The sequence below is a fragment of the Pseudomonas sp. GT1P32 genome (assembly GCF_054897805.1).
Map to the genome: position 1 here is coordinate 2,653,518 of NZ_CM142704.1, position 15,971 is coordinate 2,669,488.

The following is a 15,971-nucleotide window of genomic DNA, read 5'->3' on the forward strand; positions in this document are numbered from 1 at the left end:
TAGACGCTTGCAGACACGTTATGCCTGTAGACGCCTGAAATCTGGAACCAGCCACTAGTTAAGTCAAAAAACCGTGCACAGTCAAATTTATGGCGCACTATGTTTGGATTAACTGAGGATTAATTAACCAAACAGATGGTAAACCTTTGCAGCGTTCTGTGCTTGATGGATCTGCGACATCTCATCAACTATTGCTTGTCGCTCCCCTGTCGCCGCCTCCAGAAGCTGCTTATACACCCCCAGCAACTCCTCAAGATTGTCGCGCAAGGCGGCCTCGTCCACCGAAGCTTCACTCAAGACGTCTTCCATGCAGGAACGACAAGCCAGATCCAACTCACCGATGGCTTCCCAATTGCGCTCGGCCAAGGCACCGACGAGGGCATCACGGGTGTGTTCGATACGCTGCAATACAAGACTCATGGTGATCTCCTTAAAACTGCGGACCCGGCGCGGCGATAGCATCCCAGCCTTCTTTGACTGTGCGAAGCAAATCGGCGACTTCGTCGAGAATCTTTGGATCGGTTTTGACGTTGGCTTCTGCCAGGCGCTTCATCATGTAGGTGTACAGCTTGTCCAGCTCACCCACAGACTCAACCGAATTTTCCAGGTCCAGGCCTTCACGCAAGCCGCCGACGATCGCGATCGCCTTGCCGATGAAAATGCCTTTGTTGGGAATATCCTTGCGCTCCATGGCACCCTTGGCCTGAGCGATGCGATCCAGCCCACCTTCCATGAGCATTTGCACCAGGCGATGGGGGCTGGCTTCGGAAGTCTGGGCCTGAGCACCAATCTTCTGGTACTGCCGAAGGGCTAACATCGGGTTCATGCTGTACCTCATCAAAACTTTGTGATTCGTATAGCCAGTGTATCGACACCGCGTCAAAAATCTTTAGATCGAAACAAAAAAAGCCCGACAAGCGGAATTCGCTGCCGGGCTTTTGGCGCCTACGCGCTATCAGGCGTTTTTCTGAGCGTTCATCGCCTCGAACATCGAGGTAATGTTGCTTGCAGTTGCCTTGAGCTTGCCGACAAGGGTGTCCATGTCGTTGTACTTCTTGGTCAGCACGGTTGTCAGAGTCGCGACCCGACGATCCAGTGCTTCCTGCTGGCTGGCCAGGTTGGTTTTAACCTTCGCCAGGCTGGCCGAACGCGCATCAAGAATGCCTTCGTTGCCAGTGACGGTATAAGGCGTAATCACCGCATTCATTCGTTCCAGCAGACCCTTGGCGGCATCGCCAGTCGCCGTTGGATCACCCAGGAACAGCTTCTGAATCTCACCACCCAGTTTCTGCGTATCCATCGCCGCAGAGAACTTGGTGCTGTCAAAATCGAGCGCACCGGTTTTCTGGTTAGTGGTAATACCCAACTGCGAAAGTACGGTCAGCTTGTCGCCAGCACCGGTACTTGCCAACGGCTCACGGATCGACGCCAGAACACTGCGACCCAGCGAGTCACCGGTCAATGCCGCAGGAATGGTTGGCTTGTTATCTTTATCCAGGGAGGGCTTGCTCAGCGTACTGACGGTGGTGACCACCTGGTTGAAAGCGTCGACAAAGGCCTGGATCGATTTTTTCAAACCGTCACTGTTCGGCCCGACCGTCACAGTGGAGGTCGCCCCAACACCCCCAGCCACCAGATTCAGCGTCAGGCCGGAAATGGCGCTATCCACGGTGTTGGATTTGCTGGAGATAGCCAGCCCGTCAACCGTAAAGCTGGCATTCACAGCGAGTTCGCCGATGGCACCCGCCGAAGTCTCATCAGGCGTGGCACCCATTTTCTGGCCCGCGGTAATTTCCAGGCCAGGAATACCACTGAGCGTGATATCGGAACCCAAACCGGTCGCGGTAGACCCCAGGACCAGACGCGAACCGAAGGAGTCAGTGACAATGTTGGCACTGAAGCCATTGGCGCCTTGCTGGGTGTTGATCGCATCCCGCACCGACTGCAACGTAGCGCCAGGAGGAATGGTGACCGGTCGGGCAATGCCATTTTGAGTGATATTGAGCGTACCGTCCTGAATGGCACTGGTAGGGCCAAGGGCAAACGCAGCGGTCGCCACTTTCGATGATGTCGCAAGGTTGTTGACCTTGATGACATACGTGCCGTTGACCGCCGAGTTGCTGGCGACAGAGGTCAGCACTTTGGGGTCGGAACTCGTGGCGTTGTAACCCAGGAACTGAGGGGTCTTGGTATCACCGAGGTTTTTGATCGCGGCCTGGAAATTCGCCAACACACTCTTGAGGGTCCCGACACCGGAAATCTGCGATGTATTGGTGTTCGTCTGCCGGTTGATCTGGGTTTGCTTGGCCGACTTATCAGCATCAACCAAAGCTTTGACGATAGCCGTGGTGTCAAGGCCGGAGCCTAACCCCAGACCCGGTAGAATTGGACTTGCCATGTAGGACTCCCTTCAGTGTGTCGCCGGCCTTTTGACCATTACAACGCCCAAAAGAACATAACAACAAAATTCGTGCCAGCTGTCAGACTTTAGCGCTGAACAACAGGCTGCTTGCATCATTCAAACTATTGGCCAGTTTGAGCACTTCTTCGTTGGGGATCTGGCGAACCACTTCACCCGACTCGCTGGCGATCACTTTAACGACAACCTTGCCTGAAGGCTCATCGATCGAGAACTCCAGATTGCGCTTGATCGATTGAACGAACTTTTCGATTTCCTGAACGGCCATCTTCAGTTTGTCCTGCTCGGTTTGCGCGTCTTTTGGTTCATCCTTGACCGTTGCCACGGTGGCAGCATCGGCTCGAGGCTTTTCCACCGGTTGTTCAGCAACAGTCGTCGCCGGCTTCGCGGCAGGATAAGACAAGTTCAGCTTCACGCTCATATCCATGTCCATCACCTCTTAAATTGAAAAAGCGAGAGAGCACGCGTGCGCACTCCCCCGCCAAAACTTACCGAGCTATTACTGAAGCAGTTTCAGTACAGCGGATGGCAGTTGGTTGGCCTGGGCCAGAACCGAAGTGGAAGCTTGTTGCAGGGTGTTTTGCTTGGTCAGCTGTGCAGTTTCAGCAGCGAAGTCGGTATCTTGTACGCGGCTCAGTGCAGCACTGGCGTTTTCGTTGATGTTCTGCAGGTTGGAGATCGTGGTGGAGAAACGGTTTTGAGCAGCACCGAGGTCAGCACGAGTGGAGTTGATTTTGTCCAGAGCAACGTTGATTGCCGAGATTGCCGACAGAACAGAGTTGTGGTTACCCGAGTTGGAAGCACCGGAGATGGTAGTACCGGTCATGCCCAGGGCGCTGGCGTCGAAGCTGGTCGACAGGGTCAGAGTGATCTGGTTGTCGGAAGTAGTGTTCGAACCTACCTGGAATTCCATCGCGCCAGCAGTACCGTCGATCAGCGCTTTGCCGTTCAGGTTGGTGGACTGAGCAATACGGGTCAGTTCTGCAACCGACTGTTGGTATTCTTTGTCCAGAGCGGTACGGTCAGCAGTGCCGTTGGAGTCGTTTCGCGATTGCAGTGCAATTTCACGCATACGTTGCAGAATGTTGGTCGACTCTTGCAGAGCGCCTTCAGCGGTCTGAGCGATCGAAACACCGTCGTTGGCGTTTTTGATAGCCATGGTCTGACCACGGATCTGCGAGGTCATACGGTTAGCGATTTGCAGGCCGGCGGCGTCGTCTTTGGCGCTGTTGATTTTCAGGCCGGAAGACAGGCGAGTCATCGAAGTCGAAAGCGCGTCGGAAGCACGGTTCAGGTTTTTCTGAACGTTCAGCGACGTAGTGTTGGTGTTTACTGTCAAAGCCATGACGAATTCCTCGTTGGTTGGGTACTGCGGCTTCCGGCCCTGGCAACCGCCGGGTATGGCCTAGAGAACCTTCGTAATAGTTATCGTCGCGAATGCAGGTTGCTTTAGGCCATTTTGAAAAAAATTTGCCATCACACTGCCACCCCCCATAAAACAAGGGCTTGGCGGCAAGCCAATCCAAAAAAGTGACGTCAGGGAAATGCCGGTAACGGGACAGCGAGGACTCGCCTGTACCGGCACATTGTCAAAAGCCTTGACCGGCCAAGGCTGCTTCCAGCAATTGGGGCAACTCATGATCGAGATAATCGGCCAGCGCCAACCAATCCTGCGCCTCCTGACAGGTCAGCATGTCGGTGAGCAACGCCGCCCAGCGGGATTGGACCTCGACAGTCTCGTGCCCCATCGCGGATTGCACATCACTGCATACCTGGACCATGAGCAGCGCGGCTTCGACATCTCGCCCCAGACGGAACAAAACAGAACACTGCAGCGCTTCGGCAATCAGGGAGGATTCAGTCATCGCGTGAGCTCCGGGTGAAACGTCGTGCCGACGATCATCGCCCCTGCCCGACTGCTGTTATAGAAAGCCACCTGAGGATGCCCGCCGATGTACCGTTCCAGCTCGCACAAGTAACTGCGGAAATTGAGCTGCGTCTTGACCCGCTGACCGTGGCCATCGAGCACCCAGTGCCGGGCAGCGCCCACCTGCGGCCCAAGGTCACCGTCATTCCAGCCGGCGTGGGTCTTGTTGTTCGGAAAAGCAAAGTCGGCGCCGAACAGCGTGATCTGGCTGGCACCCATGTGTACCGCCAGGTCCACCGCCGGGTGAATCACACTGCCACCGACAAACAGTTGGGCCTTGGGCAACTGCTCGCGTATGTCCCTATAGACAGGACTGGCGGAATAGGCCACGTAACGCTTGCCCTGCCAACCTCCCAAAACCTCAGGATCAACCATAGGCATGTAGACCAGCGTGATATCGCGCGTGGCATCGGGCGGCAAATGTCGCGTCGAGATGCGCTGATCAATCGTGACCACCACATCCGGCTTGATGCCATGCTCGATAAGCGGTCGGTAGGCGGTATCGACGCAAATGAACAACGGCCGCTGCGCCTGTTCGCGCACTGTCCGCAGCGTGTCGAAGTGCTGTTCCAGGCTGGGTCCGGTGGCAATGACAAACACTTCCCTGCCGGAACAGGTGGCAAACAGCTCGGCAGCATCGGCATCGGCGCGAACACGCTCGACACTCGCCTGCAAACGCTCGGCAATCTCCGGATTGTCGGCATTGAATTCGCGATTGTTGAAGGTCAAGTGGGTTTCGCTGATCAGCCGGTCGCGGATCTTGGCGTTGTAGTCATCCGCCAGCACCAGCTCCGAAGGCAGCGCGAAGTACGGCAACTGGATTTCCGCCAGATCGCCGGCGTACAGCAGCACCACTCGCGAATCGCCGAGCCACGACTGTTGATCGAGCAGTTGCAGCACCAGGGCAAACACCGCGCCGTTCAGAATGTGCACGTACAACCGTTCAAGCCCGGTTCGCTCCAGCAATTGCAGCTGCAAATCCCCCAGCCCGGTGCCATAGACATGCACCACCGGACTGTCGACGGGCAGGCTGTCGGCCTGAAGCAACGCTTCGCGAGTGCGGTCATGGCGACTGGTCAACTGAATGCCATTGATGCTCAATGTCGAGCCCTGGCCTTCCACCAGATCTGCGTGCAACTCGGCGCTGTTCTCCACCGACAGTCGATGCCAGACCTTGGGCCAGCGCCGCTGAATCAACTCGCCGTTGCGCTCAAACAACTCGCTCATGGAGCCTCGCTTTTCATTCGGGCAAAAAAATAGCGCTCAAGGTTACACCTTGAACGCTTTTTTTGTGCCTGGCTTTTGAAGGATCAAGGGCGATAGATAATCGCCGAACCCCATGACAAACCAACGCCGAAACCGCTCAACGCCACACGTTTCCAGGTGGAGTCCAGCACGTGTTTCTCAAGCAGCAGCGGGATGCTCGACGACACGGTGTTGCCGGTCTCGACCATGTCCTTGATGAACTTCTCCGGCTCGCCTTCGAAACGGCGCGCTACGGCGTCGACAATCGCGGCACTGCCCTGGTGAATGCAGAACGCATCGATATCATCAGCGGTCAGCTGCGAATCGGCCAGCAGTTCGTGCAAGTGCGCCGGGACTTTCAGCAGCGCGAAGTTGAACACCTGACGGCCGTTCATGAAGAACACCCCATCGGTCACCTTCAGGTGCGGCGCACCGGAACCGTCGGTGCCGAACTTGGCCTTGCCCAATTGCCATGGCGCGTTTTCGCCCATCCAGGTTGCAGTGGCGGCATCGCCAAACAGCATGGTGGTGTTGCGGTCTTCCGGGTCGACGATCTTCGAGTACGGATCAGCGGTGATCAGCAGGCCATTCTTCAAGCCTGCAGCTTCCATGAAGCCCTTGATGGCGTAGATGCCGTAGACGTAACCGGAGCAGCCCAGGGAAATATCGAACGCGGCGACGGTGGTCGGCAGGCCCAGTTTGTCCTGAACGATGGCGGCGGTGTGCGGCAGGCCTTCTTCGTCGCCGTTCTGCGTGACGACGATCAGCACGTCGATGTCTTCACGTTTCAAGTCCGGATTGTTGGCGAACAGCGCGTTGGCTGCTTCGACACACAGGTCCGAGGTTTCCTGACCAGCGTCTTTACGCGGCAGGAAGGCCGAACCGATCTTGCCCAGGATGAATTCTTCATCCTTTTCGAATTTTGCACCTTGTGCGTAATTGTCCACGCCGGCTACAGGAACGTAGCTCGCAATGCTTTTTATGCCAATCATTACGGCTTCCCAATAATAAACAGCCCAATACCACCGCTCGTAATGATTCGAGGGGCGCCGACAAACGGAGAAAAACGCCGCCTCATTGAGGCGACGGCGAGAAGAATAAAAGGCTATCACTGGGCCAAAAACAGGCCAGGCGCCACCTTCCCGATTAATACAATACAGTGAAGATGCGCGTTATGACTCGCAGGTCACGCTATTTTGCCGAATCGGCACCATAAGGGGTTATTCGACCAACGACCAGTCCAGCGGCGTTCCGCGCGGGATGGCCTGACGGGCACGGCGACCCAGAAGGGTTTCCGCGTGTTTTGGAGCCAACCCCAGCCCCGGACGAATGGCTCGCAGATTAGCGATAGTAAAGGGTTCGCCGGCAGCCATGTCCTGAGTCACGTAGAGCGAGCGGCGGTACACCAGTGACTTGCGCTCGGCGTCCGTCACACCGTAATGCACATGCCCCATGGCCTGCCACGCGCGCTCGGTTTCTATCACCAGGCTGGCGAGCTCCGCCGGCTCCAGCGAAAAACTGGCGTCCACGCCACCGGCGCTACGGTCGAGGGTGAAGTGCTTTTCCACCACCGTTGCCCCGAGGGCCACCGCGGCCACAGACACACCGACGCCCATCGAGTGATCAGACAGCCCGACTTCACAGCCAAACAATTCGCGCAAATGAGGAATCGTCCGCACGTTGCTGTTGGCGGGCGTCGCCGGGTAGGTGCTGGTGCACTTGAGCAACACCAGATCCTTGCAACCGGCTTCGCGGGCGGCACGTACGGTTTCGTCGAGTTCAGCGATGCTGGCCATGCCGGTAGAAATAATCAATGGCTTGCCGGTTGCAGCAACCCGGCGAATCAACGGCAGGTCCGTATTCTCGAAACTGGCGATCTTGTAGGCCGGCACGTCGAGGCTTTCGAGGAAGTCCACTGCGGTGTCATCAAACGGCGTGGAAAACGCGAGCATGCCCAGCGCCTTGGCGCGGGCGAAAATCGGCGCGTGCCATTCCCACGGCGTATGCGCTTTTTCGTACAGCGCGTACAGGGAAGACCCGGCCCACAGACTGTTCGGGTCCTTGATGAAGAACTCGCCCTCGGACAGGTCCAGGGTCATGGTGTCGGCGGTGTAGGTTTGCAGCTTCAAGGCATGCGCACCCGCCTTGGCCGCGGCATCGACGATTTGCAGGGCCATGTCCAGTGACTGGTTATGGTTGCCACTCATCTCGGCGATGATGAACGGCGGCGCATCAGCCCCGATCGAGCGGTCGCCAATTTTGAAGCTAGTCATTGCAGTGATCCTTTAATTCGCGCGTGAACACGCAAGCACTCTGAGTGAAACCGGCTTCGCGAAATACCTTCAGCGACGGCAGGTTCTCGGACAATACTTGAGCGGTGATAGTCCGCAGTTGCGGCCAATGAGTGGTCACGAAAGCCTCGCCCCGAGCCAGCAGCGCCTTGCCCCACCCCAGGCCGATGCGATCTTCAAACAGATAAATCGAGACTTCAGCTTCAAATTCGCACAAGTCATAACGCAACACGCCCACCGGGCCGTCATCGGCCTCGGCGATCAACAGCAGACGCTGTGCATTGTTCAAACTGGCAGCCAGCCAGTCTTGATGCGACGACCATTCGATCACCCCAGTCTCCAGCGAAGAGCGCCGTACCGCTTCGGCATTACGCCCGTCGAATAGAAGCTGCGCATCATCTGTGGTCACGGGACGGATCAGCAACACCGCACCGGCCAGGGCGGCCGCCACCCGCTGTGCGCCCCGACCATCCACCAACTGGCGCGAATGTTCGGCCAGACTCTGGCGTATCCCAGGATTGCCCGCGACAAAACCGATGGCCTGCCGCAATTGTTCGACGCTCACCTGCTCACGGGGGCCCAGGTACACATGGGAGCCCGAGGCCGCCATGACCTCGCCGTTGGCCTGCTGATTATTCGAGACTGCAATGCAAATCGTCGGCAACCCCAAGGCCGCCCGCTCCCAACTGGTTCCCCCACCGGCACCGACAAACAGGTCGGCCTCGGTCATCAGGCGGTAGAAGTCGCTGACAAAACTGTGCAAGCGCCAGTTGGGATGACTTGCCGCCATGGCCATCATCTTGTCCCATGCCGGGTTATCGGCACCGGCCACGAAATCAACGTCCAACGCATGGAAATCGGCCATCGCCAACATCGCGTGATAAGTCTGCATCGCCGCATCGAAACCGCCGAAATTGACCAGCACCCTATTGGCCTGAGGCTTGATCGTAATTGCCGGGCAGCAGAACTCATCGCGCAGCATTGCGAATCGCGGGCCGAACAACGTCTGGCAACCGGGTTCAAGCAGCGAACCATAAGCCTCTGGTGTACCCGACAGATTCTGGTTGAGCAGCAGGTCGACGGCGTACCGGCGAGTGGCGAGGTCGTCCACCGCGGCGATCCGTGGCGCCCAGCGCCGGGCCGCCGCCTGCCAGTGATGGTCGAGCCCATAGTGGTCGACGATGATCCAGTCGAATGCAGGATGGTTTTCCAACGCGTGCGCCAGCGCGTCGATGTCCGCCTGCCACGGCAGCATGGATTCGATGGCTTGTTGCGGGTCTTCGTCGGGATAACGATCGGGCAGCGCAAATGTCTGGAAGCCTTCGGCTGCCAGCATGTCCAGCCGATGCCCCGGCAGTTGGCGGCATGCAAAAGCAACATGCGAGCCCTGTTTGCGCAAAACCCTGGCCAACGGCAACAAACGAGCGATGTGCCCGCTGCCAATGGTGGGCGACGCGTCGGAGCGAATCAGCACTCTCATTGCAACTCACCACCCGCCTTCAGCGCAGCGTACAAGTATTCGGCGCGCGTCCAGTCTTCGAGGGTGTCGATGTCCTGCACCAGATGTCGCGGCAGGATAACCGGCAGGCTCGCCGGGGAAAACAACACGTCGCCGCGCAACCAAGCCTCGCTGCGTCCCCAGTAGAACTGGCCGGCGTCCTGAAAGGCAGCGGGCAGATCCTGCGACCGGGTGTTGCGGAACTCGGGGTACAACGATGTCAGCGCGCCCTGCTCGTCGAGGGTCAAGGCGCGCTGCACGGGAAAGCCGAAATCGGTCACGGAAAACGCGAAGGATTTTTCCGGATGCTGCTCCAGCAGTTCAAGTCCCTGACGCAGAAACCGTACCTGCAACAGCGGTGCGGTCGCGTAGATGCAGCAGGCATAGTCGAATGCTGGTAATTGATTCAAGGCATGAACGATCACCGCGGCGGTGCCGGTGAAGTCGTCGGCCAACGACGCCGGACGCAAGAACGGCACCTGAGCCCCATGAGCCCGCGCGACCTCGGCGATTTCTTCATCGTCAGTGCTGACGATAACCTGGTCGAACAGTTGCGACTCCAGCGCCGTGCGAATCGAACGAACGATCATCGGCACGCCGTCGAACGGTTTGAGGTTCTTGCGCGGGATTCGCTTGCTGCCGCCGCGGGCCGGAATGATCGCAACGCTGCTCAAGACACTACTCCTCAAGAACCAGGCGCCGCAATTGCGCCACCACATAGTCCTGCTGCTCATCGCTCAGCAAAGGAAACATCGGCAGGCTGATGGCTTCGGCGTAATAACGTTCAGCCTGCGGGAAGTCACCTTCGGCAAACCCCAGGTCGCGATAGTACGGCTGCAAATGCACCGGTATGTAGTGCAGGTTCACACCGACACCGGCCGCTCGCAAGCCTTCGAACACCTGGCGATGACTGAGGTTGATCCGGTCGGTGTGCAACCGCACCACGTACAGATGCCACGCCGATTCGGCCTCCGGCTGCGCGCCAGGCAAGGTCAGCGGCAAGTACGCCAGCGACCGCTCATAACGCGCCGCCAGTTCACGGCGGCGCGCGATGAAGCCATCGAGCTTGTCCAGCTGCGACAGACCGAGTGCCGCCTGCAGATCGGTGATCCGGTAATTGAAGCCCAGTTCCACCTGCTGGTAGTACCAGGGGCCGTGACTGGCTTCGGTCATCTGTTGCGGATCGCGGGTCATGCCGTGGCTGCGCAGACGCTGTAAGCGCTCGGCCAGTTCAGGGCGGTTGGTCAACACCATGCCGCCTTCGGCGCTGGTGATGATTTTCACCGGGTGAAAACTGAACACCGTCATCGCCGCAAATTCGCCGCAGCCCACCGGACGTCCGGCATAGGAAGCACCGACCGCGTGGGACGCATCCTCGATCACCGTAAAACCGTAACGTTCGGCCAGCCCGGCGATCATGCGCATGTCGCAGCTCTGCCCGGAAAACGCCACGGCCACCAGCACCTTCGGCAGCGTACCATCGCGCTCGGCGGCCTCAAGCTTCGACGCCAGCGCGTAAGCGTCGAGATTCCACGTCAGTGGATCGATGTCGACAAAATCCACCTCGGCGCCGCAATAGCGACCACAGTTGGCCGAAGCCAGAAACGTATTCGGCGTAGTCCATAGCCGATCACCCGGGCCGAGTCCGGCCGCGAGGCAGGCAATGTGCAACGCCGCCGTGGCATTGCACACCGCCACTGCGAAATCAGCCTGGCAACGTTGCGCCAATGCCTGTTCGAAGCGTTCGATGGTCGGCCCTTGAGTGAGCCAGTCCGACTGCAACACGGCGACCACCGCATCAATATCTGCCTGATCGAGGCTCTGCCGACCGTAGGGAATCATGCCGGCAGTTTCGCGTGCAGATCAGCAATCTGGCCAACCGACAGGTAGTGCGGATTGGTGTCGGAACGGTACTCGAAGTCTTCACTGACAGGCCTGCCCCGCTCGCCCAGTTTGTCGACGGAAAAATCCACGTCGACGCTGGTGAAACGAATCGAGGGTTGAATGGTGTAGTGATCGGCGAACTCCAGCGTCATCCGCGCGTCGTCCAGCGGCACCATCAACTCATGGAGTTTTTCTCCCGGACGAATGCCGACGTTCTTGTGCGGCAAATGTTCAGCCATGCCCAGTGCCAGATCGACGATACGAATCGACGGGATCTTCGGCACAAACACTTCACCACCGTGCATGCGGGCGAAGCTGTCGAGCACAAACTGCACACCGTGATCGAGGGTGATCCAGAAACGCGTCATGCGCTCATCGGTGATCGGCAGCTCCGTGGCGCCCTCGGCGATCAGCTTGCTGAAAAACGGCACCACCGAGCCTCGCGAACCGGCAACGTTGCCGTAACGGACCACCGAAAAACGGGTGTTCTGGTCGCCGGCGATATTGTTCGCGGCAACGAACAACTTGTCCGACAGCAGCTTGGTCGCGCCGTACAGGTTGATCGGGCTGGCAGCCTTGTCGGTGGACAGTGCGACGACTTTTTTCACGCCGTTGTCGATGGCCGCGGCAATGATGTTTTCCGCGCCGTTGACGTTGGTGCGGATGCATTCGGTCGGGTTGTATTCCGCCGCCGGCACTTGTTTCAGTGCCGCGGCATGCACCACGTAATCGATGCCGCGCATGGCCTGACGCAGACGATCAGCGTCGCGCACATCACCGAGGAAGTAACGCATGCATGGCGCGTTGAACGTCTGCTGCATCTCGTACTGTTTGAGCTCATCGCGCGAGAACACCACCACCCGCTTCGGCTGATATTGCTCCAGCAGCCGGCGGATGAAATTGCGCCCGAACGAGCCGGTGCCGCCAGAGATGAAAATCGATTTACCGTTGAACATGCCTTGAGTCCTTGTACCTGTCAGTCAGGCTTATGCGAGCAACTGCGCCCAGTTCACCGGGGCCGGTTCACTCAGGGCAAAGCCCTTGCCGGTCAAGGCCAGGTTGTTGTTGTAAGCCTCGTCGTGCGCGAAACGCGCCTGCCACTTGTCGCGCAGGGCCGCCACTGCCTGAGGAGCGTCCGGCAAGGTGCCCGGATGGGTAACTTGCACTTGCGGCGTCCACACCGTGAGCAACCCGGCGTCGGCAACTTTCAGGCACAGATCGACATCGGCGTACACGTCATCGAAATGCTCCCGATCCAGACCGCCGAGTGCGTCGAATACTTCCTTGCGAATCATCAGGCATGCACCGCTGACGGCCGCGTAATTCTGCTCGACGAGCAATCTGCGCATGTAGCCCGACGCGTCTTTTTTCTCACCGATGAAAGGTGAAGCAATCCCGCCGTTGAGCCCCAGAATCAGCCCGGCACCGGTCACGCTGCCCTCGCGGTCCACCAGCTTGGCACCGACCACGCCGACTTCGGGACGCTGTGCCTGATTGAGTAGCGCCTCGATCCAGTTGGCGTTGACCACTTCGGCGTCCGCCGCCAGCAACACCAGGTATTCGCCTTGAGCCTCGCCGGCTGCGAGGTTGATCAGGGCCGACGTACTGAGTCGCTGTTCAGCCTTGACCAGACGAATCCGGCCCCGCCCGTTTCGTTCCAGGCTGTCTAGCCAGGTGTGAAGCTCGGCGGACTGGCTGTGGTTATCGGCAATGATAACTTCGTTGTTTTGATAGCGCGTGCGCTGCAAGACACTGACCAGGCAGCGCTGCAAGTGCTCCAGGTTGTCCTGGCTGTGGATGATGACCGATACCTTCGGACGCCCCGCATGGCGGTATTCGATACGCAAACCAGCCGATGCTTCGGCACTGACCTGGGCTTGATAACCGCGGGTCACCAGATGACGGACCAACGTCTGACGCTCGTGTTCGTTGGCTGTCGACTCAGGAGCGGCGGTGATCAGCAACGGCTCGGCCAAATGGGCAAGGCCGGCCAGGCCACCGGTTTCGATCAGGCGCAGCAGCAGGTCGAACTCGAGCGCCGAGGCGAACTCGCGGGCAAAACCGCCGACTTCCACCAGCGCTTCGCGGCGAATCAGCCAGTGCCGCGCGATGAGTGACGGCAGGCTCTGCAACAGGTCGAGGTTGAAGGCTGGCCGGAACACATCGACCAGCGTGCCATTCTCCTGGCGATGAATTTCGTCCATCGCCACCGCACGGCAACCCTCGGCGTCTTGCAACTCGAGGCTGGCACGCAAGAAGCCGGCGGCGGTGAACTCGTCACCCGCCTCGGCCAGCAGCAACCAGTCCGAAGTCGACTGACGAACGATCTGGTTCAGCTTGTCGACGTAATTGGCCGTCGTGACCTTGACGAAGTGCAGGGTGTTTTGTGCCGTGGTGACGGCCGGCAAGTCGCCCGTGGTGAAGATCACCACCTTGAACGCCCGGAACGCACTTTCCATGAGGCTGTCCAGAGTGACCTGAAGCTTGTCCATGTCTGCGTCCAGATCGAGCAGCAGAATGCCGAACTGAGGGCCCCCTTCGTTGGCCGCCAGGTGCTGGTTGATTTTGCGCACCGCGGTGTCGTTCGGTTGCCGGGCCTGCAGCCAGTTTTGCAGACGTCCCGACGGCATTGTGTCGAGCAACTGACGGCTGTCGAAGGTTGGCACGCTGTCCAGGCGCTGAACCCAATCGGTCAGTATCCGGGCATCAGCGGCTTCATCCATATCCAGCAGCTGCTGCGCCAGTTTCTGCATCACCCGACGGTTGAACGCTCCCAGGCCAACGGCTTCAATCAGACGGGTCTGGATGGTCGCCGGAGTGTCATTGGAATAGGTGCGCTGCAACGCTTCCTGCTTGAGCAACGCGCCTTCCATTTCTTCGAGTTGCAGGCGTCCCGCCGGCATCGAATGAAGCAGGAATTCGCACTGCGTCAGTTGGTCGAAGAAGGCACTGTTATAGAACGGCATTTCAACGTATTGCTGAGGGCCGAAGACCCGCTTCGGCCCTATCGTCGGATCCGTCCAGTAAGACTCGAAAATCGGCTCGATGGTCAGCGCGTTGCGTTTTGTCAGGCTCTCGGCGAGGGCGGCAAAACTTTGCAGCGCGACCTGCGCGGTCTGGTGTTCATCCAGACCTTTGATGCCGGTCGGCAGCGATGCCAGGAAGCCGGCAAAACGCTCACGGTCGGCGACAGACCGGGCGTCCTTGAAGGCCAGGGTCGTCATGATCTCGGTGTTGTGATCCGAGCGGCCATAGTTGACCTCACGCACCACGTAAGGAATTGGAAGAATCCGCGCCTTGGCCCGGGCCAGCATGTAGTAGACATGCCCGATCTCCTGCCACTGGAAGATCGTTCCTTCAGGCATCGCGTCATACCAGTCACGCAGCAGCGAAGTCCGATGGACCCCATAGAACGGCGGAATGTACTGGCTCACGTAATCGAGTACACGATCCTGACCGAGCTCGGCGTTGTAGTCCTCGTTTACTTTCTTGTCACGAAGGTAGTACTGCACATAGTTGGAGTGGGTCAGGTACATCAGGCAATAGCCATGGCACAGACCGTAGTCGGGGTTGGCTTCGAGGAAGTTCACCGACTCGGTGAGGGCACCGTGCAACAGGAAATCATCGTCGGAGGCGAAGACCATGTAAGGCGTGGTGACCTGCTCGACGCCGTACACCAGTTTGGCCTGGATTCCCCAGTAGCCAAATTGCGGCAAATGCCGATAGTCGATGGTGTCCGCAACCGTTGCCGCGCCCTCGAGTGCGATGGCCGATGAATCGAGAACCAGGATCTTGCAAGGCAACGTGCTGTAGTACTGCAATGCCCTGCGCAGGAACGTCGGGCGATTGTGTGTAATCAGCACCAGAGTGAACAGTTCACTCAAGGGCTGCATGTTTTCAGAACCGTAAATGCCTTGCATATCCTTCCCCACCACAGACCGATTGCCTGATTAACGCTTGAATAGAGATGTCGCTTAACGTACTCGGCGCAGGTAGCCATCCGGCGCGACAGTGATCAGCAGCTTGCTGTGAATGGCCTGGTCGATCTCGAAATCACGGTTCTCTTCCAGGTAGGCCCAGACCGCAGTTTTCGGGTTGTCACCCTTGCCCCATGGACGGTCCGGGAACGCATCTTCCGGCATGTCTTCGACCACGGTGTCCATGACCACGCAATAGCTGCCCACCGAGACCATCGGTGCATACAGGCGCAGCTCTTCGAGCACGTGTTCGTGGGTGTGATTGGAGTCCAGGACCACCAGCACTTTCTTGCCCTGGATGCGCTCGCGCACCTGGTCGACGATGGCCGTGTCGATGCTCGAACCCTGGATCATCTGGATGCGCTTGCTCATCGGGTGAGCTTCGATCGCTTCGCGGTTGTGCTGGCGGATATCGATGTCGACACCCAGCACTTCGCCATGGCCCATCAGTTCCAGGATCGAGGCGTAAAACACCAGCGAACCGCCGTGGGCGATGCCGGTTTCAACGATCACGTCCGGACGCAGGTTCCAGATGATTTCCTGCATGGCGACCATGTCCTGCGGGAACTGAATGATCGGCCGGCCCATCCAGCTGAAGTTGTAGGTGTACTTGTGTTTGGCCGTGGTGCCAACCCAGCCCAGCGACTCGGCTTGCAGCGCCTTGTCATTCTTCAGGCCTTCGATGTTGTCTTTTACTTCTTCGCGAAACTGCTCATGGGGATTCATTGAA

The 15,971-nt window shown here is 58.5% G+C and carries 15 protein-coding genes; all 15 read right to left on the bottom strand.

The annotated features are described in order from the left end of the window. Positions 1–123: 123 nt before the first annotated feature. The 15 genes from ACYZUC_RS12170 to ACYZUC_RS12240 all read right to left on the bottom strand — a co-directional run bounded on the left by ACYZUC_RS12170 (position 124) and on the right by ACYZUC_RS12240 (position 15,967). A complete protein-coding gene (locus tag ACYZUC_RS12170) occupies positions 124–420 on the bottom strand; it encodes a hypothetical protein (protein WP_008044601.1) in 297 nt (98 codons plus the stop codon). 10 nt (positions 421–430) lie between these two features. Continuing rightward, entirely contained in the window at positions 431–826 is a 396-nt protein-coding gene (gene fliS, locus ACYZUC_RS12175) for a flagellar export chaperone FliS (RefSeq protein ID WP_461995936.1), read from the bottom strand. 129 nt (positions 827–955) lie between these two features. Beyond that, positions 956–2,398: a flagellar filament capping protein FliD gene (gene fliD, locus ACYZUC_RS12180; protein ID WP_461995938.1), complete on the bottom strand. Its 1,443-nt coding sequence runs from the start codon at positions 2,396–2,398 to the stop codon at positions 956–958. Between the two features lie 82 nt (positions 2,399–2,480). Beyond that, complete coding sequence (locus tag ACYZUC_RS12185) at positions 2,481–2,846, bottom strand: flagellar protein FlaG (protein WP_461995940.1); 366 nt, start codon at positions 2,844–2,846, stop codon at positions 2,481–2,483. Positions 2,847–2,918: 72 nt separating this feature from the next. Next, the gene (locus ACYZUC_RS12190; RefSeq protein WP_461995942.1) at positions 2,919–3,764 is read right to left on the bottom strand and encodes a flagellin domain-containing protein; all 846 of its coding nucleotides are present in this window, start codon (positions 3,762–3,764) and stop codon (positions 2,919–2,921) included. A gap of 244 nt (positions 3,765–4,008) precedes the next feature. After that, on the bottom strand, positions 4,009–4,284 hold the full coding sequence (locus ACYZUC_RS12195) for a hypothetical protein (protein WP_461995943.1): 276 nt from the start codon (positions 4,282–4,284) through the stop codon (positions 4,009–4,011). After that, positions 4,281–5,573 (bottom strand): motility associated factor glycosyltransferase family protein, encoded by a 1,293-nt coding sequence (locus ACYZUC_RS12200; protein WP_461995945.1) that lies wholly within the window; start codon positions 5,571–5,573, stop codon positions 4,281–4,283. Before ACYZUC_RS12200 ends, ACYZUC_RS12195 begins: the two co-directional genes overlap by 4 nt. Before the next feature lie 83 nt (positions 5,574–5,656). Further along, a complete protein-coding gene (locus tag ACYZUC_RS12205) occupies positions 5,657–6,583 on the bottom strand; it encodes a ketoacyl-ACP synthase III (protein WP_134421374.1) in 927 nt (308 codons plus the stop codon). Between the two features lie 228 nt (positions 6,584–6,811). Then, on the bottom strand, positions 6,812–7,864 hold the full coding sequence (gene pseI, locus ACYZUC_RS12210) for a pseudaminic acid synthase (RefSeq protein ID WP_461995947.1): 1,053 nt from the start codon (positions 7,862–7,864) through the stop codon (positions 6,812–6,814). Then, a complete protein-coding gene (gene pseG / locus ACYZUC_RS12215) occupies positions 7,857–9,362 on the bottom strand; it encodes a UDP-2,4-diacetamido-2,4,6-trideoxy-beta-L-altropyranose hydrolase (RefSeq protein WP_461995949.1) in 1,506 nt (501 codons plus the stop codon). The genes pseI and pseG overlap by 8 nt, the downstream gene beginning before the upstream one ends. After that, complete coding sequence (pseF, locus tag ACYZUC_RS12220; protein ID WP_461995951.1) at positions 9,359–10,054, bottom strand: pseudaminic acid cytidylyltransferase; 696 nt, start codon at positions 10,052–10,054, stop codon at positions 9,359–9,361. The genes pseG and pseF overlap by 4 nt, the downstream gene beginning before the upstream one ends. Before the next feature lie 4 nt (positions 10,055–10,058). Continuing rightward, entirely contained in the window at positions 10,059–11,222 is a 1,164-nt protein-coding gene (gene pseC, locus ACYZUC_RS12225) for a UDP-4-amino-4,6-dideoxy-N-acetyl-beta-L-altrosamine transaminase (RefSeq protein ID WP_223480765.1), read from the bottom strand. Beyond that, positions 11,219–12,220 (bottom strand): UDP-N-acetylglucosamine 4,6-dehydratase (inverting), encoded by a 1,002-nt coding sequence (pseB, locus tag ACYZUC_RS12230; protein WP_461995953.1) that lies wholly within the window; start codon positions 12,218–12,220, stop codon positions 11,219–11,221. Before pseB ends, pseC begins: the two co-directional genes overlap by 4 nt. A 30-nt stretch (positions 12,221–12,250) precedes the next feature. Then, a complete protein-coding gene (locus ACYZUC_RS12235) occupies positions 12,251–15,184 on the bottom strand; it encodes a glycosyltransferase family 2 protein (protein ID WP_461995955.1) in 2,934 nt (977 codons plus the stop codon). A gap of 54 nt (positions 15,185–15,238) precedes the next feature. Then, entirely contained in the window at positions 15,239–15,967 is a 729-nt protein-coding gene (locus ACYZUC_RS12240) for a cephalosporin hydroxylase family protein (RefSeq protein ID WP_461995956.1), read from the bottom strand. Positions 15,968–15,971 lie beyond the last annotated feature (4 nt).

Excerpts from the sequence above, each read along its gene's own strand:
- ACYZUC_RS12170 (WP_008044601.1), bottom strand. The coding sequence starts at position 420 with ATGAGTCTTGTATTGCAGCGTATCGAACACACCCGTGATGCCCTCGTC.
- fliS (WP_461995936.1), bottom strand. The coding sequence starts at position 826 with ATGAACCCGATGTTAGCCCTTCGGCAGTACCAGAAGATTGGTGCTCAG.
- fliD (WP_461995938.1), bottom strand. The coding sequence starts at position 2,398 with ATGGCAAGTCCAATTCTACCGGGTCTGGGGTTAGGCTCCGGCCTTGAC.
- ACYZUC_RS12185 (WP_461995940.1), bottom strand. The coding sequence starts at position 2,846 with ATGGATATGAGCGTGAAGCTGAACTTGTCTTATCCTGCCGCGAAGCCG.
- ACYZUC_RS12190 (WP_461995942.1), bottom strand. The coding sequence starts at position 3,764 with ATGGCTTTGACAGTAAACACCAACACTACGTCGCTGAACGTTCAGAAA.
- ACYZUC_RS12195 (WP_461995943.1), bottom strand. The coding sequence starts at position 4,284 with ATGACTGAATCCTCCCTGATTGCCGAAGCGCTGCAGTGTTCTGTTTTG.
- ACYZUC_RS12200 (WP_461995945.1), bottom strand. The coding sequence starts at position 5,573 with ATGAGCGAGTTGTTTGAGCGCAACGGCGAGTTGATTCAGCGGCGCTGG.
- ACYZUC_RS12205 (WP_134421374.1), bottom strand. The coding sequence starts at position 6,583 with ATGATTGGCATAAAAAGCATTGCGAGCTACGTTCCTGTAGCCGGCGTG.
- pseI (WP_461995947.1), bottom strand. The coding sequence starts at position 7,864 with ATGACTAGCTTCAAAATTGGCGACCGCTCGATCGGGGCTGATGCGCCG.
- pseG (WP_461995949.1), bottom strand. The coding sequence starts at position 9,362 with ATGAGAGTGCTGATTCGCTCCGACGCGTCGCCCACCATTGGCAGCGGG.
- pseC (WP_223480765.1), bottom strand. The coding sequence starts at position 11,222 with ATGATTCCCTACGGTCGGCAGAGCCTCGATCAGGCAGATATTGATGCG.
- pseB (WP_461995953.1), bottom strand. The coding sequence starts at position 12,220 with ATGTTCAACGGTAAATCGATTTTCATCTCTGGCGGCACCGGCTCGTTC.
- ACYZUC_RS12235 (WP_461995955.1), bottom strand. The coding sequence starts at position 15,184 with ATGCAAGGCATTTACGGTTCTGAAAACATGCAGCCCTTGAGTGAACTG.
- ACYZUC_RS12240 (WP_461995956.1), bottom strand. The coding sequence starts at position 15,967 with ATGAATCCCCATGAGCAGTTTCGCGAAGAAGTAAAAGACAACATCGAA.